The 17,845-nt window shown below is 73.2% G+C and carries 15 protein-coding genes; 7 read left to right on the top strand and 8 right to left on the bottom strand.

Translation table 11 applies throughout. The features are described 5' to 3' along the window. Nucleotides 1-197: 197 nt before the first annotated feature. Nucleotides 198-2,015, top strand: a complete 1,818-nt coding sequence (gene thiC / locus PUR61_RS39420; RefSeq protein ID WP_329884745.1) for a phosphomethylpyrimidine synthase ThiC — start codon at nt 198-200, stop codon at nt 2,013-2,015. A 153-nt stretch (nt 2,016-2,168) separates the two neighbouring features. On the opposite strand, the gene PUR61_RS39415 is transcribed toward thiC, so the two are convergent. Then, complete coding sequence (locus PUR61_RS39415; RefSeq protein ID WP_329884744.1) at nt 2,169-3,527, bottom strand: LPXTG cell wall anchor domain-containing protein; 1,359 nt, start codon at nt 3,525-3,527, stop codon at nt 2,169-2,171. 321 nt (nt 3,528-3,848) lie between these two features. Continuing rightward, nucleotides 3,849-4,427, bottom strand: coding sequence for a TetR/AcrR family transcriptional regulator (locus PUR61_RS39410; RefSeq protein ID WP_329884742.1), 579 nt, complete (start codon nt 4,425-4,427; stop codon nt 3,849-3,851). A gap of 91 nt (nt 4,428-4,518) precedes the next feature. On the opposite strand from PUR61_RS39410, the gene PUR61_RS39405 reads away from it, so the two are divergent. Beyond that, entirely contained in the window at nt 4,519-4,965 is a 447-nt protein-coding gene (locus tag PUR61_RS39405) for a DUF1772 domain-containing protein (RefSeq protein ID WP_329884741.1), read from the top strand. A 93-nt stretch (nt 4,966-5,058) separates the two neighbouring features. Here the strand turns inward: PUR61_RS39405 and PUR61_RS39400 are convergent, their stop codons facing one another. Both PUR61_RS39400 and PUR61_RS39395 read right to left on the bottom strand, forming a co-directional pair. Continuing rightward, nucleotides 5,059-6,456, bottom strand: coding sequence for a cytochrome P450 (locus PUR61_RS39400; protein ID WP_329884740.1), 1,398 nt, complete (start codon nt 6,454-6,456; stop codon nt 5,059-5,061). Between the two features lie 341 nt (nt 6,457-6,797). Next, a complete protein-coding gene (locus tag PUR61_RS39395; RefSeq protein WP_329884739.1) occupies nt 6,798-7,190 on the bottom strand; it encodes a VOC family protein in 393 nt (130 codons plus the stop codon). Nucleotides 7,191-7,319: 129 nt separating this feature from the next. Between PUR61_RS39395 and PUR61_RS39390 the strand changes: the two genes are divergently transcribed. After that, the gene (locus PUR61_RS39390) at nt 7,320-8,210 is read left to right on the top strand and encodes a LysR family transcriptional regulator (RefSeq protein WP_329884738.1); all 891 of its coding nucleotides are present in this window, start codon (nt 7,320-7,322) and stop codon (nt 8,208-8,210) included. A 27-nt stretch (nt 8,211-8,237) separates the two neighbouring features. Here the strand turns inward: PUR61_RS39390 and PUR61_RS39385 are convergent, their stop codons facing one another. The 4 genes from PUR61_RS39385 to PUR61_RS39370 all read right to left on the bottom strand — a co-directional run bounded on the left by PUR61_RS39385 (nt 8,238) and on the right by PUR61_RS39370 (nt 12,618). Continuing rightward, complete coding sequence (locus PUR61_RS39385) at nt 8,238-8,819, bottom strand: hypothetical protein (RefSeq protein WP_329884737.1); 582 nt, start codon at nt 8,817-8,819, stop codon at nt 8,238-8,240. A gap of 244 nt (nt 8,820-9,063) precedes the next feature. Next, a complete protein-coding gene (locus tag PUR61_RS39380; RefSeq protein ID WP_329884736.1) occupies nt 9,064-9,804 on the bottom strand; it encodes a hypothetical protein in 741 nt (246 codons plus the stop codon). A 263-nt stretch (nt 9,805-10,067) separates the two neighbouring features. Next, nucleotides 10,068-11,312: a metallophosphoesterase gene (locus tag PUR61_RS39375; RefSeq protein ID WP_329884735.1), complete on the bottom strand. Its 1,245-nt coding sequence runs from the start codon at nt 11,310-11,312 to the stop codon at nt 10,068-10,070. A 148-nt stretch (nt 11,313-11,460) separates the two neighbouring features. After that, entirely contained in the window at nt 11,461-12,618 is a 1,158-nt protein-coding gene (locus tag PUR61_RS39370; RefSeq protein ID WP_329884734.1) for a LacI family DNA-binding transcriptional regulator, read from the bottom strand. A gap of 332 nt (nt 12,619-12,950) precedes the next feature. Between PUR61_RS39370 and hisC the strand changes: the two genes are divergently transcribed. The 4 genes from hisC (at nt 12,951) to PUR61_RS39350 (ending at nt 17,843) form a co-directional block, all read left to right on the top strand. Further along, a complete protein-coding gene (gene hisC / locus PUR61_RS39365; RefSeq protein WP_329884733.1) occupies nt 12,951-14,021 on the top strand; it encodes a histidinol-phosphate transaminase in 1,071 nt (356 codons plus the stop codon). A 317-nt stretch (nt 14,022-14,338) separates the two neighbouring features. Next, nucleotides 14,339-15,832, top strand: coding sequence for an efflux RND transporter periplasmic adaptor subunit (locus tag PUR61_RS39360; protein ID WP_329884732.1), 1,494 nt, complete (start codon nt 14,339-14,341; stop codon nt 15,830-15,832). Further along, complete coding sequence (locus PUR61_RS39355; protein ID WP_329884731.1) at nt 15,832-16,635, top strand: ABC transporter ATP-binding protein; 804 nt, start codon at nt 15,832-15,834, stop codon at nt 16,633-16,635. Before PUR61_RS39360 ends, PUR61_RS39355 begins: the two co-directional genes overlap by 1 nt. Continuing rightward, on the top strand, nt 16,632-17,843 hold the full coding sequence (locus tag PUR61_RS39350) for an ABC transporter permease (RefSeq protein WP_329884730.1): 1,212 nt from the start codon (nt 16,632-16,634) through the stop codon (nt 17,841-17,843). Before PUR61_RS39355 ends, PUR61_RS39350 begins: the two co-directional genes overlap by 4 nt. Nucleotides 17,844-17,845: the final 2 nt, after the last annotated feature.

Raw genomic sequence — 17,845 nt, 5'->3', positions numbered from 1 at the left:
TCCGACCCCCTCTGGACCTCCGGCGTTCCGCTCGCTACGGTGTTGGACGTCATGCGCAGGCAACACGGCCTGCGGACACGGGAGCTCGGAGCACCGGGCTGAGAGGGCGCTGACCGGGACGTCGTCGGACGTGCCGAACGCTGCGTCGACCGCAGGAACCTGACCGGGTAATGCCGGCGTAGGGAGTAGAAGGTCTGATGACCACGTTCGACGCACAGCCGCAGTCTGCCCGGAACTCCGCCGTCTCCAGCGCGGGCACCGGCTACCCGACCCCGGCCTGGCGCAAGGCCTACCGCGACGGGTCCCGCCCCGACCTGCGCGTTCCGTACCGCGAGGTCGTGCTCACCAACGGGAAGACCGTCCCGCTGTACGACACCTCCGGGCCGTACACCGATCCGTCCTACGAACCCGACGTGCGGCGCGGCCTGCCGGCCCTGCGCGACTCCTGGATCCGTCAGCGCGGCGACGTCGAGGAGTACGACGGGCGCGAGGCGCGTCCCGAGGACGACGGCATCAAGCACACGTCGCCGCGCGGCGGGGACCTGCGCAACCTCGACGCGGTCTTCCCCGGCCGGCCGCGCCGCCCGCTGCGCGGACGCGGCGGTGAGGCCGTCACCCAGCTGGCCTACGCCAAGCGCGGCATCGTGACGCCCGAGATGGAGTTCGTCGCCCTGCGCGAGGGCCTGGAGGCCGAGTTCGTGCGCGACGAGGTCGCCCGCGGGCGCGCCGTCATCCCGGTCAACGTGAACCACCCCGAGGTGGAGCCGGCCGTCATCGGCACCAACTTCCTGGTGAAGATCAACGCGAACATCGGCAACTCCGCCGTCACCTCCTCGATCGAGGAGGAGGTGGAGAAGATGACCTGGGCCACCCGCTGGGGCGCCGACACCGTCATGGACCTCTCCACCGGCCGCAACATCCACACCACCCGTGAGTGGATCCTGCGCAACTCCCCCGTGCCGATCGGGACCGTGCCGCTCTACCAGGCGCTGGCGAAGGTCGACGGCAGGGCGGAGGAGCTCAGCTGGGACGTCTACCGCGACACCGTCGTCGAGCAGTGCGAGCAGGGCGTCGACTACATGACCGTCCACGCGGGCGTGCTGCTGCGGTACGTTCCGCTGACGGCCCGCCGCAAGACCGGAATCGTCTCGCGCGGCGGATCGATCATGGCCGCCTGGTGTCTGGCGCACCATCAGGAGAACTTCCTCTACACCAACTTCGCGGAGCTCTGCGACATCCTCGCGCGCTACGACGTCACCTTCTCGCTCGGTGACGGCCTGCGCCCCGGTTCGACCGCCGACGCCAACGACGAGGCGCAGTTCGCCGAGCTGGAGACGCTGGGCGAGCTGGGCCGGATCGCCCGCGCGAGGGACGTCCAGGTGATGATCGAGGGTCCGGGCCACGTCGCGATGAACAAGATCAAGGAGAACATGGATCTCCAGAAGGAGATCTGCGACGAGGCCCCGTTCTACACCCTCGGCCCGCTCACCACGGACGTCGCGCCCGGGTACGACCACATCACCTCCGGCATCGGGGCGGCGATGATCGCCTGGTGGGGCACCGCGATGCTCTGCTACGTCACGCCCAAGGAGCACCTGGGCCTGCCGAACCGGGACGACGTGAAGACCGGCGTCATCACCTACAAGATCGCCGCCCACGCCGCCGACCTCGCCAAGGGCCACCCGGGTGCCCGGGACTGGGACGACGCCCTCTCCGACGCCCGCTTCGAGTTCCGCTGGGAGGACCAGTTCAACCTGGCCCTCGACCCGGAGACGGCCCGCGCGTTCCACGACGAGACCCTCCCCGCCGAGCCCGCCAAGACGGCCCACTTCTGCTCCATGTGCGGACCGAAGTTCTGCTCGATGAAGATCTCCCAGCAGATCCGCGACCAGCACGGCGACGGCTCCACGGCCGTCAACGCCGGCTACGGCGCCGACGCGGTCGCCGGCATGGCCGAGAAGTCCGCCGAGTTCGCGGCCCAGGGCAACCGCGTCTACCTCCCGCTGGCCGACTGACGGGCTCCGCCGTCGGCATCGGCCGGGAGTGAGGTCGAGCTCGCGCGCAGACCGGCAGCAGTGCTGGGAGGTGGAGGGGGCTTCCCAGCACTGTGGCCGAGCCGGCGGGCCGGTGCCCCGGCGGCGGGGGCCGGGCGGGGCACCGGGGCCGGGTCAGCCCTGGGACGCGGTGCGGCGGCGCTTCGCGTAGAGGACCGCGCCGGCGCCGAGCAGCACCAGGGCCGCGCCCGCGCCGAACAGGGCGACGGAGTTGCCGGCCCCGGTGGCGGCGAGGTTGGTGCCGGCCGGGGCGGTGGTGTTGGCGGCGGCCGGGGCCGAGGGGGTGTTCGCGGCCGCCGGGACGACCTGGGTGTCGGGCGTCCTCGTCGACGCGGTCGGGCTGGGCCCGGTGGTGGACGTGGTCGGCGCGGCGGTCGACGCGGTCGGGCTGGGCTTGGCCGTCGCGGTGGAGGGCGAGGCCGAGGGCGAGGTCGAGGGCGAGATGGACGGGGCACCGTTGCCGTCCAGCGTCACCGACGCCTTCAGGATGGTGTCGACCGGGCCCTGGTCGGTGTCCGGGTCGAGGCTGAGCGAGCCGGAGACACCGGACCACTGCCCGGTGTAGCCGGTGAGCGACAGCCGTACCTGGTAGCGGTGGCTCGCGCCCTTGCCGAGGCCGCCGGTCACCGGCGGCAGCTTCCAGACGTTGTCCGAGCCCGGGACGGTGACCCACGCACCGCCCTGGGACACCTCCAGCTTGAGGACGGCGGCGATCGGGCGGGAACCGTTACTGAAGCGGAGCGTCGGATTGATCGCGGCGCCGATGGCCGCGCCGTTGTTGGTCAGGTCGAGGTCGGTCTCGAAGGGCTTCTTGTACGAGACGGTGCCCAGGTTGTTCGTGAACTTCTGGACGAGGGCGCCGGTGGGGGAGGCGACCGGCAGGGTCACCGGCTCGACGGCGGTGCTGTTGCCGAGGTCGTTCACCAGAGCGACCTTCACGGCGGTGTCGTCCGCCGGGAGGGCGGCCCTCAGGGTGAAGGAGACCGCCCAGCTGTAGGTCGTGCGGGCCGGCACCGTGAAGGGCACGTGGGACATCCGGTTCTCGGGCACGACGTGGCCGGAGAAGTTGCTCCCGTTGAAGCTGGTCATGCCGTAGGTGGCCGGCGCGGAGATCGCCTTGGCGCTGAAGTCGATCCAGTTCCATCCGTTCGGGGCGGAGCCCACCGGCGTGACGGTCACCGCCGGGTGGAACGGGCGCTCCTGGTCGGAGTTGTTGGTGACGGTCATCGTCAGGGTCGCGCCGACACCGCCGCGGGTCAGCGGCGCCTGTCCCGCGGCCGGCTCCAGGGTGGCCGTCAGGGGCTGGGCGGTGCTCGGGGCGGGGGTGTCCGAGGCGGCGGCGGTAGCGGAGGCGGAGGGCGCCGGGGTGTCGGCGAATGCGGTCGCCGGTGCGAGCGCGGAGGTGCCGGCGGCGACCACCAGCGTGGCGGTGGCGAGCAGGCGGGAACGGCGGGTGAACGGGCGTGCGGACATGAGCGGATTCCCCCCGGGAAGAACCGAATGCGGGTGCGTGCTGAAGGTCGGTCCGCCGCTCTCCTGCGGGTCCGGCGGCTGCGACGGGAGGATCTTCTCAGGAGAATCGTTTGCTTACCAAGAGACGGCTTTCACTGCCGTGTAACGGGGCGTCGGCCCGGACGGCGGCCGTGTGGTTCGAGTGCCGCTGACCCGTTTCGCCGGGGTTCGACGGGTCGCGGCGGACGTTGACCGCAGGCGGGTTCGGGGTCGTGTCGGGGCGGGGACTCGTAGGCCGGCAGCCGGGAAGGTCCCCGGCTGCCCGCCCGTCCGAACGGCGTGTCAGATCACGGCGAGTCGGTCCATCAGCAGCTCCACCCTCTGCTCGGCTTCGGCCGGCGGCAGCCGTCCCGCCCGGGTCAGGGTGGCCAGCCCGTGCAGGGCCGCCCAGAACACCTCGGTGAACAGCCCCGGGTGGACGCCCTCCCCGGCGACCTCGCCGAGGCTCTCCAGCAGGGCGGCGAAGGCGTCCTTCAGCGGCGCCGGGGTGTCCTCGGCCGCGAAGGCCAGACCGCCGTCGAGCTGGAACATGGCGTCGTAGACCGCCGGGTGGCGTTCGGCGAAGTCGAGGTAGGTGCGGGCGAGAGCGGTGACCCGGGTGCGGGGGCCGTCGGCGGCCGAGGTCGCGGCCCGCAGCGCCGCGGCCATCTCGGCGGCACCCTCCAGGGCGACGGCCCCGATGATCTCGCGCTTGCCGCGGAAGTGGCTGTAGAGGACGGGCTGGCTGTACTCGATGCGCTCGGCGAGCCGGCGGGTGGTGACCGCGTCCCAGCCCTGTTGCTCGGCGATTTCGCGGGCCGTCGCCACGATGAGGTGCTCGCGGGCCGCCCGTTCGCGTTCCTTGCGTTCCTGTACCGACATGACCGAATCCTAGCATCGCTAGACAAGTGAGCGTCAGTAGTACTAGCGTTGTCTCATCACCTAGCGGCGCTAGATTTTCGGAGGGGTCAACATGTTCGACGCACTCAAGGTCGTCACCATCGTGGTGGTCGGAGTGATGGTGGGGGTGGAGGTCTCCGTCGCCTTCGTCGTCAACCGGATCCTCGGCGCACTGCCCGAGGACAGCTACCAGCTAGGCCGCGCCCACGGTGGCCGGATGCTCGGCGCCCTGATGCCGGTCTGGTACTTCACCTCCCTCGCCCTGAGCGCCGTGTGGGCCGTCGCCGGATGGCACCGCCCCGGCGCCGGCCTCGTCGTGACCGCCGCCGCACTGCTGATCGCCAGCGTGCTCATGTCGGTCCTGCTGCTCGTCCCGATCAACAACCGGAGCAAGACGTGGACCCCCGAGAACCGGCCTGCGGACTGGAGGGAGCAGAGCGACCGCTGGGACCGCCTCCACTACGCCCGCGTCGCGGTCATCGTCGCCGCCTTCACCCTGCTGGCCGCCGCCCTCGCCTGAGCCCGCGGTCCGAGCCCGCGGTCGAAGCCCGCGGAACGTGACACCGGTCTCGACGAAGGTTGATCTGCCCCTGTGACCGGGGACCCCGACCGCTCATGCCCGGGGGCGGCTGGTCCCGCGTTCGCCGAGGCGCATCCTCAGGGGCGCCGGGTGGATGACGGCGGAAGGCTTCGGGTCGGTGAGGTGCGCGCCTGCGCCCGGCACCGGTGTCAGTCGCCAGCGGCGTGCTATCACGGAGAGCGCGAGGGTGAGTTCGACGATGCCGTAGACCTCGCCGATGCACTTGCGGCTTCCGATGCCGTACGGGATGTACGTGTCCCGGGCCATCGCGTGCCGGCGCTCCGGTAGCCAGCGGTCCGGGTCGAAGAGGTCGGGGGCGGGGTGCAGGTCCGGGCGGTGGTGGAGGAGGTACGGGCTGAAGAGGATCACGGTGCCCTCGGGGATGCGCCGTCCGGCCAGGACGGTGTCGTGCATCGCGACCCGGGTCAGCAGCCAGCCGGGCGGGTAGTACCGCATGACCTCGGTGAGCGTGCGGGTGGTGAGGTCGAGCCGGCCCAGGTGCGCCCAGGTGGGCGGCCCGTCGTCCAGGACCAGGTCGACCTCGCTGTGCAGGCGGGCCTCCAACCCGGGGTCCTGGCCCAGGAAGTGCAGCGACCAGGCCAGCACCGCCGCAGAGGTGGGGATCCCGGCCACCAGGAAGGTGATCACATGCTCGTGGATCTCCTCGTCGGTCATCGCCGAGGCCCCGCCGTCCGCCCGGCCGTCTCCGGCGGCCATGAGCACGGACAGCAGGTTGTCGTGACCGGCGCCGTCCCGGCGGTGGTCGGCGATCAGTCGGTCCACCAACGAGTGCAGTCGGGCCTTCGCCGCTTCGTAGCGACGGTTGCCGGAGGTCGGCACCTTCTCCAGGAGGGCGAAGGGCGAGTTCATGCGCCGGCCGACGCCCTGGTGGAACACCGGCAGCGCCTCGGCGATCACGGTTGCGGCCTCGGCACGGGCTTCGGCGGCGAACATCGTGCGCGTGAGGACTCTCGTGATGATCTTGTAGGTGTGCTCGGCGACGTCGATGACCTGGCCGTCCGACCATCCGGCGGTGGCGGCGACGACCTCGTCGCGGATGGCCGGGACGTACTCCCGGATCCGTTCCGCGTGGAAGACCGGCTGGATCATGCGGCGCTGCCTGCGGTGTGGTTCGCGGGCGCTGGTGCCCAGGCCGTTCCCCAGCAGCTGCCGGAGCTTGTCGTAGATCGGCCCGCCCTTGTCGAAGGTCCTCGCGTCGGTGAGCACCTGCCGCACCAGGTCCGGGTGGCACACCGCATAGGCTCTGCGCGGCCCGAGTCCGATCTCGACGAGGTCGCCGTGTCGGGGGAGCGATCGCAGGAACGCGAGCGGGCGGCGCTGGAGTTGCCACGCGTGTCCGAGGAGCGGCAGGGCCCCCGGGGCGCGTCGGCTGCCGGACGTGAAGGTGGGGAGGGCGGGCGGTTCCGTCATCGTCGAACTCCTCGCGCAGCGGCTGGTGTCCTGGGTTGGTCGGGCCCTTGCGTCGCCGATTGACTGACGGGCAGTCAGTTGTCGACTTTTACGGTCAGCCATCGAGGAGGAGCTGTCAATGCGGAGATCGCACCGGGTCGGTGGGCTCCGTGACGACTGCCGGTGCGGACCCCGCCGCACCGGCTGACGGAGGCCGCGCAGAGGAGCGCGACCCCCGCCGCGGACAGGCGGCGCCGGTGTGCGGGCTCCCCCGGGGCTGGGTCGAGCGCGCCGGACCCCCGTGCCGCCGCGCCCTCGGCCCGTTCCGGGCGCCCCTGCCGGCGGGCGGGGCCAGGTCGGGGTCAGGCGGCGTCCTCGGGGTACCAGCGGAGTTCGACGGTGTTGCCGTCCGGGTCCTGCACGTACACGGACGTGGCGGTGCCGCGTGCGCCGTAGCGGGGGACGGGGCCTTCGAGGACGGTGAAGGTGCCGGCGTCGATGACCTCCTGCCAGTCCAGCGGTTCGACGGTCAGGCAGATGTGGTCGACGTTGGACTCGCCCCGGGGGCGGCTGATCAGGTCGATGATGGTCTCGGGGGTGATCCGGATCGAGGGGAAGGGGGCCTCGCCGGCCCGCCACTCGTCGACGCGGACGGGCGCGAGGCCGAGCAGCCCGCCGTAGAACTCCAGCGAGCGCTCGATGTCGCGGACGTTGAGCACGAGGTGGTCGAAGGCCTTGACGCGGAGGGCGGTCACGGTGGCTCCAGTCGGGGAGAGGCGGTGGCGGTTCGTGTCCTCTACGATCCGCCGGGCGGCCGTCGCCATCAAGGCGGGATCGGCCAAGGATCGTTGAGCCGGGCTAAACGCCGGGGAGGGGCGGGGCCGGTGCTGGAACGGTTGGAGGTCGAGATCTTCCTGGCGCTCGCCGAGGAACTGCACTTCGGGCGGACGGCGGAGCGGCTGCTGCTCACCACGGGGCGGGTCAGCCAGGTGGTGCGGCAGCTCGAACGGCGGGTCGGCGGGCCGCTGTTCGAGCGGACCAGCCGGACGGTGCGGATCACGCCGGTGGGGCGGCGGCTCGCGGACGACCTGGCGCCGCTGGTGGCGGGGATGGACGAGGCGGTCCGGCGGGCGGTGGACGCGAACCGGGGCGTCACCGGCGAGCTGCGGGTCGCCTTCCTCGGGGAGGGGACGGCGCCGGTGCTGCTGAAGGCGGTGGCGCTGTTCGCCGAGCGGCACCCGGACTGCCGGGTGGACGTCCGCGAGGCCCAGCTGGCGAACACCCGGTCCAGCCTGCTGGACGGCTCCGTGGACGTCCTGATCGCGTCCTACCCGTTCGACGGGATGGCCTGCGGGCCGGTGCTGATGACCGAGCGCCGGGTGCTGGCCGTGGCGGCCGGCCACCCGCTGGCGGAGCGGGAATCGGTGTCGCTGGAGGTCCTCGCGGACCACCCGGTGGTGCAGTACCCGGCGGTGACCTCGGTGGCGTTCAAGCGGGACCGCACGCCGGACCGTACGCCGTCGGGGCGGCCGGTGCCGAAGGGGCCGGCCGGCGGGACCTTCTCCGAGATGCTCACCCTGGTCGCCCTCGGCCGGGGCGTGCTGCCGGTCGGCGAGCACTCCCGGCGGTACTACCCGCGCCCGGATCTCGCCTACGTGCCGATCCACGACGCGCCGCCGATCGAACGCGGGCCGGTCTGGTCGGAGGGCAACACCACGGCGCGGGTGCGGGAGTTCGTCCGGGCGGCGGCGGACGCCGCGGCAGCGGGTGACTGACCGGGTGGCTCCGGCGGCCCGGGCGGTTCAGGCGGCGAGGACGGTGGACGGCCGCCGGGCGGGGCCGGCGGCGCGGCGCCGGTAGTAGTGCACGGTCAGTACGGCGAGCAGCGGTCCCCAGAGGCCGAGCGGGAGGTAGGAGGCCCAGAAGAGGACGGTCTGGTAGCCGTGGGTGACGAGGCCGGTGGGCTCGCCGGTGAGTCCCCGCCCGAAGGCGCCCATCACCAGGGAGTACGGGAGGGCCATCAGCGCGGCGGCGCCGAGAGCGGCCGGGATCACCGCGGCGAGGGTCGGGACGGGGCGCCCGCCGAGCAACGGCATCCGGCGCGGCCACCGCTCGCCCCACTCGCTGACCAGCCCGAGGGCGAGGAACGCCAGCGCCTCGCTGACCACGCTGAGCACGATCACGTACCACCACAGGGTCCCGGAGTCCGGGTCCGCCCCGGCGGACGGCTCCAGCAGCGGGGCGCCGAAGGTGAAGGCGGCGATCCGCCAGAGACCCGCGGGCAGCGCGGTCAGGCTGGTGACGTACGCGGTCCGCACGGCCCAGCGCGGTACTCCGGGCGCCGTCCGGCCGTGCAGCTTCTCCAGCATGGCGTGAGCGCTCATCGGTACCCCTCCGGTTCGGCGGGCGCTGGTCGGCCCGGCCGGTTCCGACGATTCCAGCGAGGGGTGGCCGGAGGCGTCGTCGCGGCGGGCGGACCGTCTCCCCCTGCCGGGGGAGGTCCGTCGCGGCCCCTCCTCCGGTCGGGCCGGCCGGAGGGAGGGCCGCACTGCACCGGGCCGTACCGCACTGCACCGGGCCGTACCGCACCGGACCCCGGACGGACGCCGCCCCGGGAGCCGGCGGACCCTAGACCTCGTCGGGGCCGGTGAGGGCGCGCGAGGTGAGCCCGTTGCCTCCGGGGGCGCCGTCCGGCCCGCCGGCCCGGGCGGCGGCGGCCAGGTACGAGGGCAGGGCCCGTTCGCGCAGCGCGCGCTGCCAGTCGCGCCGGGCGTCGGCGAGTTCGGCGGCGAGGTCAGGGTCGGCGCCGGCCGGGACGGGTGCGGCGGAGCCGTCCCGCAGGGCGGTGAGGATCAGTCCGACGATGCCCACGGCCATCGCGGCCACCCCGGTGGCGAGCGCCAGCCACCCCGCGGTGAGCAGGGAGCGGCCCAGGGCGAGGTCCGGGTCGGCGGCCCGGAGGCCGTAGCCGAGCAGGAGCAGCACCAGCGCGGCGGCCCAGGCGAGGATCGGGGTGAGCACGGTGAGCACCGGGAGGAGTCCGGCACCGCCGTCGGACGAGCTCAGCTGGGCGAGCAGGCCGGGCGCGGTGGCTTCACCGGACGGGCCGACCGGCCCGTCGGGGGGCGGTGTGCTGCGCAGGTTCTCGCGCAGCCGCAGGTAGTGCTCGTACTCGGTGGCCGCGGGTGCGGCGGCGGTGTCGGCGTCGTGCAGTGCGCGGTCGCGCAGTCGGTCGGTGGTGGGCGCGCCGGGCGCGCGGAGGACGGTGAGGACGGTGTCGTCGCGCAGTGCTTCGTCCAGGAGGCGCTCGAAGTCCGGGCGGTCCTCGGCGAGCAGGTGCGGGGCGTCGTTCATGGGGACCCCGTTCATGCAGAACCCCGTTCGCTCCGCCTCGTGGGCGTGGGGGCGGGGCACGGGAGACGGGCCGCCACACGGGCGGCCGGGCGTGGTGTGTCCCTGATGGTAGGGGCGGGTGGGGCCGGATCGACAGTGGCTTTCCGGAATTTCGCGCCCCGGCCGCGCGGGCGCGACCGCCCGGGCGCCGGGAACGCCCGTTCGGTTGACGCCGCGTCAAACGGCAGGGACCGGACCGTGAACGGTCCGGTCCCTGCTGCCGGGTGCCCGGCCGGACGTCAGATGGGCAGCCGTGCGACGAGCAGGCGGCCGTCCATGGTGACGCCGCCGTCCATGGCGACGGCGAGGTCGTCCGCGTAGACGTACGGGCCGGGGATGTGCGGCGGCATGCCGTCGTCCGAGTGGACCGCGCCGGTGAGGTACGGGATCGGGCTGTGCCCGTGCACGACGCGCGCGCCGCCGTAGGAGGCCAGCAGTTCGCGGACGGCCGTCGGGCCGGCGTCGCCGCGGAAGGCGAACCGCTTGGTGAACCGCCGGAAGCAGTCCCACCACTCGTCGACGCCCTCGTCGGCGAGCAGGTCGTGGACGGCGTCGTTGACCTCGGCGATGGACTCGCCGTACTCCAGGTACGCGGTGGTGTCGGAGTGCAGCAGCAGGTGGTCGTCCTCCAGCGCGATCGCGGGCAGCCGGGAGAGCCAGCTGATGTGGTGCGTCTCCAACCGTTCCAGGTCGTGCTGCTGGCCGCCGTTGAGCCGCCAGGCGGCGAGGAAGGAGGCGGTGCCGGCGGTGGACTGGACGGGCTCGTCGCCGTACCTGGCCGCCCCGAGGAAGAGCAGCTCGTGATTGCCCATCAGCGCGCGGCAGTAGCCGCCGGCGGCGGCGGCCTCGGCGGCGAGCTGCATGACGAGGTCGATGACGCCGATGCCGTCCGGGCCGCGGTCGGTGAAGTCGCCGAGGAACCAGATCCGGGAGCGTCCGGCGGACCAGTGGCCGTCGGCGTCGACCAGTCCCTGGTGGCGCAGGGCGGCGAGGAGTTCGTCGAGGTAGCCGTGGACGTCGCCGACGACGTAGAGCGGGCCGGGCGGCTCGCCGGGGCCGGGGGCCGGGTAGGGGTGGTAGGGCAGGCCGGGTTCGGCGAGCGGGGGGCCGAGTTCGATGGTCGGCGGGTCGTCGCTCTGCCGTTCCCGCTGCTCGGGGTGGCCCTGGTGGCCGCCGTTGCCGCCGTGGGCGGTCGCGGGGTGGTCGGACAGGGCCGGTGGCTCGTAACCCTGGTGCCCGCCGTGCCCGCCGTGGCCGTCCCCGGCCCCGGGGCCGTGTTCGGTCCCGGGGACCGGCCAGTGCTGTTCGAGGTAGCGGGCGCCGCCGTAGCCGCTGTACGTCTCGGCCTCGTACGGGGCCTCGGAGTAGCCGCTGGCGGGCTCTGGTTCGTAATAGGTGCCGTATGGCAGCACGTCGAGGTCCGGCTGGTGGCGGGGGCCTGAGTCCGGGTGTTCAGGCCCGGGGAAGCGGTCCTCGGGTGTCATTCGCCCATCATAGGAAGACCACTCTCCCGGCGTCGTCACCTGGTGGGTATCCAATCCTCCGGAGCGTCAGCCGGGCGGTCCGTCAGGTCCGTTTTGTCCCGACTGGGCATGGTCTAGACCGCGACCCCGAGGGGGCGCCGTCCCGGGGTCACACCTCGCCCGGCAAGCGGGGCGGGCTGACCGTGGTGCGCGGGCTCCGTCGTTGCGAGGAGGCGCGGACGATGAGCTCGGTGGGCATCAGGGTGCCGGGCGGCGGGCCGGTGCCGGCGGTGCGGAAACGGGGCGGGAAGAGCCGGGCGATGTCGACGCCGGTGCCGGAGTCCACTCCTTCGATGGCGTCGATGAGCAGGTTCACCACGGTGGTGCCGATCCGGCGCGGCTTGAGCGAGAGCGTGGTGATCGGCGGCTCGGTGGTGGCGTAGACGTCGCTCTCGCTGCAGCAGACCAGGAGCAGGTCGTCCGGCACTCGCAGGCCGTACCGGCGGGCCGCGGCGAGCAGGTCGGTGCCGTTGGGGTCGAAGAGGCCGTAGACGGCGTCGGGGCGGTCGGGGCGGGCGAGCAGCCGGTCGGCGGCGACGGCGCCGGCGGCCGGGTCGTGCGCGGGGTAGGTCTCGTAGACCGGCTCCTGGCCGACCTTGGCGCACCAGCCGAGGTAGGCCTCGGTGGAGAGCCGGGTGTAGGTGTCGGTGCTGGTCCCGGTGAGCAGGCCGATCCGGCGGGCGCCGGCCTCGGAGAGGTGGTCGAGGATGCCGAGCACGGCGGCCTCGTGGTCGTTGTCGACCCAGGCGGTGACCGGGCAGTTGCCGGGCTTGCCGTCGCTGACCACCGGGACGCCGGACCGGTACAGCTCGCTGACCAGCGGGTCCTGGTCCGGCGGGTCGATCACCACGGTGCCGTCGAGCGCGATGTTGCCCCAGACGTCGTGCCGGGAGGACGCGGGCAGCACCACCAGCGCGTAGCCACGGCCGAGGGCCGCGCTGGTGGCGGCCCGGGCCATCTCGGCGAAGTAGGCGAATTCGGTGAAGGTGAACGGCTCTTCGCCGTAGGTGGTGACGGTCAGCCCGATCAGGCCGGACCGTCCGGTGCGCAGGGTTCGGGCGGCCGCCGAGGGGCGGTAGCCGAGGCGCTCGGCGACTTCGCGCACCCGGCTTCTGGTCTCGTCGGGCAGGCGGCCCTTCCCGTTCAGCGCGTCGGAGACGGTGGTGATCGACACTCCGGCGGCTGCTGCCACATCCCGGATGCCGGCCCGCTCAAGACGCCGTGAGGTGGTGGGCCGCCGACCGCTCTGGTTGGCTGCTGCTGTCATGGCGGACCGATCGTATGGCTCCTGACAAGGGTCTGTGACCGGCGCATCGGGAGCCCTCGGAGATACGTTTCTCCACGAGTGAGCCGGTGCGCGCCCCTTCGATACCCGCACGAAACCAGCCGTCTTACCTCTGACATGTGCCATAGGAACCCGACAGAATGGCTGATCTGCGCCGGTAACCCGACCGGGCATCTCACTCCTACGGGTGAGCGCTGTCGGTATCGTTCAAGGCACCCGACCGGGGTGGACCGGGTGCGTTCCGACTTCCCGGGCACGGCGGCGATCCCGACCGTGGCGGGCGAACGCAGCGGATACAACGAAGGAGAACGACCGTGACCGCAGCACAGGGCCCCCGCCTCAGGCCGACCCTGGACGGCATCCCCACCTACAAGCCCGGCAAGCCCGCCGGCGCCGACGCCTACAAGCTGTCCTCCAACGAGAACCCGTACGAGCCGCTGCCCGGCGTGCTGGAGGCCGCGGTCACCGCCGCCGGCAAGCTCAACCGGTACCCGGACATGGCCGTCACCGAGCTGACCGCCGAGCTGGCGAAGCACTTCGGCGTCCCGGCCGAGCACATCGCCACCGGCACCGGCTCGGTCGGCGTCGCCCAGTCGCTGATCCTCTCGACCGCCGGCCCCGGCGACGAGGTGATGTTCGCCTGGCGCTCCTTCGAGGCCTACCCGATCATCACCCAGGTCGCCGGCGCGACCCCGGTCCCGGTGCCGCTGACCGAGGGCGGTGACCACGACCTCGACGCGATGCTCGCCGCCGTCACCGAGCGGACCCGGCTGATCTTCGTCTGCAACCCGAACAACCCGACCGGCAACGTGATCCACCGCGCCGAGCTGGAGCGCTTCCTGGACGCGGTCCCGGCCGAGATACTGATCGTCATCGACGAGGCGTACATCGAGTTCATCCGCGACCCCGAGGTGCCCAACGGCATCGACCTCTACCGGGACCGCCCCAACGTCTGCGTGCTGCGCACCTTCTCCAAGGCGTACGGCCTGGCCGGCCTGCGGGTCGGCTTCGCCATCGCGCACGAGCCGGTCGCCAACGCGCTGCGCAAGACCGCGGTGCCGTTCGGCGTCACCCAGCTCTCCCAGGACGCGGCCGTCGCCTCGCTGCGCGCCGAGGACGCCCTGATGGTCCGGGTGGACGCGCTGGTCGAGGAGCGGAACCGGGTGGTCGCCGGGCTGCGCGCCCAGGGCTGGGAGATCCCGGACTCGCAGGCCAACTTCGTCTGGCTGGCGCTCGGCGAGCGCTCGCAGGACTTCGCGGCCGCGTGCGCCGAGGCCGGCGTGATCGTCCGGCCGTTCCCGGAGGGCGTGCGGATCTCGATCGGCGAGGTCGAGGGCAACTCGATCTTCCTCGCGGTGGCGGAGGCGTTCCGCAAGGAGCTCTGACCGTTCGGTCCGCGACGGTGGCCCCGGGAGCCGGGTCCGGCAGCAGCTGCCGGACCCGGCTCCTCCCGTTCCGGCCCCGCTCCGCCCTCCCGGCGCGCCGCGTCGGCCGGGAGGACCCCGGGAGGACTCCGGGAGGATCGGGAGAGGCTGTGGATGGCTGGGAGGCTGCTGGGAGATCGGTCAACGACCGGTGCGACGGCGGCCAAGCCGGGGGCCCGGGCCGGGTGGGCCGTGCGGGATTGCCCCGGTTCGGTCGGTCAGCGTTCTCCCAGCCGGCGTACAGGACGACCCAAGAGCGCCCCGGGAAGCTGTCCGCCATGAAGGTGTTCCCGCGACGGCGAGGTGCCGTCCTCGTCAACTCCGCGCTCGGCGTGGCCCTGCTCGGTGCGGCCGCCCTGGCGTACACCACGCTGGACGACGGCGCCGCCCGGCAGACCGCCAAGGCCCCGGTCCGCACGGCGACCGTGACCAGGGGCACCGTCCTGGCCACGGTGTCCGGAACCGGCACCCTGGCGTCGCCGACCGACGCGGCCCAGGACTTCGCCACCGGTGGCCGGCTCACCGCCGTCAGCGTCGCGGTCGGCGACACGGTGACCAAGGGCCAGGTGTTGGCGACGGTCGACACCACCGCGGCCCAGCAGCAGGTGGACGCCGCGCAGTCGGCGCTGACCACGGCCGACGCCAACCTGACCAAGGCCCGGGCAGGCGTCACCACGACGACCGTCCAGCAGTTGCCGGCGAAGGCCGCGGCCGCGGGGTCCGGTTCGTCCGCAGGTTCGGCGGGCGGCGGTTCGGCGGGCGGCGGAGCGGGCGGCCGAGGGGCGGGCGGGAGCAGCGCGTCCGCCCCGCAGGCCGACCCGTCCGCGCAGGCCAGTCCGTCCGCGCAGGCCACCGTCCAGGCGCCGCAGGCCGCCGTGCCGGAGCCGCAGACCACGACGATCAGCACCACCAAGGTCGACGGGGCGGCCGTCGCCCAGGCCGAGCAGCAGCTCGCCACCGCCCGGACCAACCTGACCAACGCCCAGGCGGCCCTGGCCGGGACGACGCTCACCGCCTCGGTGGACGGCACGGTCGCCTCCGTCTCGGCGAAGGTCGGCGACACCGTCGGTGCGACCGGCAGCGGCTCCACCGCCGCCAAGTCCGCCTCCTCCGGCACCACCGCGCCCAGCGGCTTCATCGTGCTGACCAACCCGACCGGGATGCAGGTCACCGCCAACTTCTCCGAGCTGGACTCGCTGAAGCTGAAGAAGGGCGAGGCGGCCACCGTCACGCTGAACGCGCAGTCCGACACCAAGCTCAACGCCACCGTGCTGGCGGTCAGCCCGCTGCCGGTGAGCGGCAGCGGCGGGGGCTCGGCCGCCGTCCAGTACGCGGCGACGCTCGGGATCACCGGGGACACCGGCAAGCTGCGCACCGGTCTCAGCGCGACCGTCTCGGTGGTCACCGGCGAGGCGGCCGACGCGCTCTCGCTGCCCACGGCGGCCCTGTCCGGCACCGGCGCCGACCGGACGGCCACCCTGGTCCACCCCGACGGCGCCACCGAGCGGATCACCGTGGGCGTGGGCGTCGAGGGTGACACCACCGTGCAGGTGGTCTCCGGGCTGAGCGAGGGCGACCAGGTCGAGCTGGCCTCGACCAGCGGGTCGAACGGGTTCCCCAACGGCTCCTTCCCGGGCGCCGGCGGGGGTCAGGGCGGCCGGAACGGAGCCGGTGCGGGTGCGGGGGGCGCCGGTGCGGGTGTGGCCGGAGTCGGCGGTGCGGCGGGCGGCGCTGCGGGCGGCGCGGGCACCGGCCGGGGCGGTGGCCGCTGATGGCGCGCGGGACCCTCCCGGCCCGGACGGGCACGGCTCCGCCGGTCATCCGGATCCGCCGGCTCACCAAGTCCTACGGCCACGGCGACGCGACCGTGCACGCCCTGCGGGGCCCGGACGACCCGGCCACCGGCGCGCCGCAGGGCGTCGACCTCGACATCGAGCAGGGTGACTTCGTCGCGGTGATGGGCAGCTCGGGATCCGGCAAGTCCACGCTGATGAACATCCTCGGCTGCCTCGACGTGCCCACCTCCGGCCACTACCTGCTGGACGGCACCGACGTCGGTCACCTGGACGAGCGGCAGCTCTCGCTGGTCCGCAACCGCAAGATCGGCTTCGTCTTCCAGTCCTTCAACCTCGTCCCCCGCACCACCGCCCTGGCCCAGGTCGAGCTCCCGCTCGCCTACGCGGGCGTCCGGGCCGCCGAGCGGCGCCGCCGGGCTCTCGCGGCGCTCTCACTGGTCGGCCTGGCCGAGCGCGCCGGGCACCGGCCCAACGAGCTCTCCGGCGGTCAGCAGCAGCGCGTGGCCGTGGCCCGGGCGCTGGTCACCGCACCCGCGATGCTGCTCGCCGACGAGCCCACCGGCAACCTGGACAGCCGCTCGACCGGCGAGGTGCTCGCGATCATCGACGGCCTCAACGCCACCGGCCGCACGATCGTCCTGATCACCCACGAGGACGAGGTCGCCCGGCACGCCAAGCGGGTGATCCGGCTGGTGGACGGCGCGGTCGTCGCCGACGTCCGGCAGGCTCCGGCGGACGGGCCGCCGCCCGCCCTGCGCCGGGCGGAGGTGTCCGCGTGATCGTCTGGCAGATGCTCCGCTTCGCCGTCGGCGGTCTCGCCGCCAACAAGGTGCGCTCCGCCCTCACCGTGCTGGGCGTGCTGATCGGCGTCGCCGCGGTGATCCTGCTGCTCGCCGTGGGCAACGGGTCCTCGGTCGCGGTCAAGGAGTCGATCACCTCGCTCGGCACCAACGCGCTGACCGTCACGTCCGGGGCGTCCTTCGGCGGGCAGCGGGCCGCCGCCGGGGCCAAGAAGCTCACGGTCGCCGACGCCAGGGCACTGGCGACCGACGCGGACGCGCAGGCGGTCAAGTCCGTCGCCCCCGTGGTGACGGCCTCCGGCACCGCCCTGTACGGCGACATCTCGTACAGTCCCGGGTCGATCGTCGGCACCTACCCCGCGTACTTCGAGACCGCCAACCAGAGGATCGCGCACGGCGAGTACTTCACCCCGGACGACGTCCTCAACTCCCGCAAGGTCGCGGTGCTCGGGTCGACCACCGCCCGGCAGCTCTTCGCCGCCGTCGACCCGGTCGGGAAGACGGTCACCGTCGGGGGAACGCCGCTCACCGTGGTCGGCGTGCTCCGGGCCAAGGGCGGCACCGGCTTCACCGACCCGGACGACGTGCTGATCGCCCCGCTGCCGACGGTGCAGAACGCGTTCACCGGCTTCGGCGCCGTCAACCAGATCCTGGTGCAGGCGAGTTCGGCGGAGTCCACCACCGCGGCGCAGGCCGAGATCACCCGCGTCCTGCTCGGTACCCACGCGATCGCCGACCCGAGCAGGGCGGACTTCCGGATCAGCAGCCAGGCCTCGCTGCTCACCGCCCGCGAGTCCACCACCAGGACCTTCACGGTCCTGCTCGGCGCGGTCGCGGCGATCTCGCTGCTGGTCGGCGGCATCGGCATCACCAACATCATGCTGGTCACCGTCACCGAGCGGACCAGGGAGATCGGCATCCGCAAGGCGCTCGGCGCCCCGCGCGGGGTGATCCTCGGGCAGTTCCTCACCGAGGCGACCCTGCTGTCGGTGATCGGCGCCGGGCTCGGGGTGCTGGTCGGGATCGCCGGCTCGCACGTCAGGATCGTCGGCATCGAGCCGGTGGTGATCCCCGAGTCGGTGCTCGGAGCGTTCGGCATCGCCGTCGCCATCGGCCTGTTCTTCGGCAGCTACCCCGCCAACCGGGCCGCCTCGCTGCGCCCCATCGACGCCCTCCGCCACGAGTGACC

The organism is Streptomyces sp. BE20 (assembly GCF_036322525.1).
Classification (GTDB): Bacteria; Actinomycetota; Actinomycetes; order Streptomycetales; family Streptomycetaceae; genus Kitasatospora.
The sequence above is the reverse complement of the archived record's forward strand: the minus strand, read 5'-3'. Positions and strand labels throughout refer to the sequence as shown.

What these genes read in the sequence shown, in the direction of transcription:
- PUR61_RS39380 (WP_329884736.1), bottom strand. Translation starts at nt 9,804, where the DNA reads ATGAACGGGGTCCCCATGAACGACGCCCCGCACCTGCTCGCCGAGGAC.
- PUR61_RS39415 (WP_329884744.1), bottom strand. Translation starts at nt 3,527, where the DNA reads ATGTCCGCACGCCCGTTCACCCGCCGTTCCCGCCTGCTCGCCACCGCC.
- PUR61_RS39370 (WP_329884734.1), bottom strand. Translation starts at nt 12,618, where the DNA reads ATGACAGCAGCAGCCAACCAGAGCGGTCGGCGGCCCACCACCTCACGG.
- PUR61_RS39385 (WP_329884737.1), bottom strand. Translation starts at nt 8,819, where the DNA reads ATGAGCGCTCACGCCATGCTGGAGAAGCTGCACGGCCGGACGGCGCCC.
- PUR61_RS39355 (WP_329884731.1), top strand. Translation starts at nt 15,832, where the DNA reads ATGGCGCGCGGGACCCTCCCGGCCCGGACGGGCACGGCTCCGCCGGTC.
- PUR61_RS39405 (WP_329884741.1), top strand. Translation starts at nt 4,519, where the DNA reads ATGTTCGACGCACTCAAGGTCGTCACCATCGTGGTGGTCGGAGTGATG.
- PUR61_RS39360 (WP_329884732.1), top strand. Translation starts at nt 14,339, where the DNA reads ATGAAGGTGTTCCCGCGACGGCGAGGTGCCGTCCTCGTCAACTCCGCG.
- PUR61_RS39410 (WP_329884742.1), bottom strand. Translation starts at nt 4,427, where the DNA reads ATGTCGGTACAGGAACGCAAGGAACGCGAACGGGCGGCCCGCGAGCAC.
- PUR61_RS39400 (WP_329884740.1), bottom strand. Translation starts at nt 6,456, where the DNA reads ATGACGGAACCGCCCGCCCTCCCCACCTTCACGTCCGGCAGCCGACGC.
- PUR61_RS39375 (WP_329884735.1), bottom strand. Translation starts at nt 11,312, where the DNA reads ATGACACCCGAGGACCGCTTCCCCGGGCCTGAACACCCGGACTCAGGC.
- thiC (WP_329884745.1), top strand. Translation starts at nt 198, where the DNA reads ATGACCACGTTCGACGCACAGCCGCAGTCTGCCCGGAACTCCGCCGTC.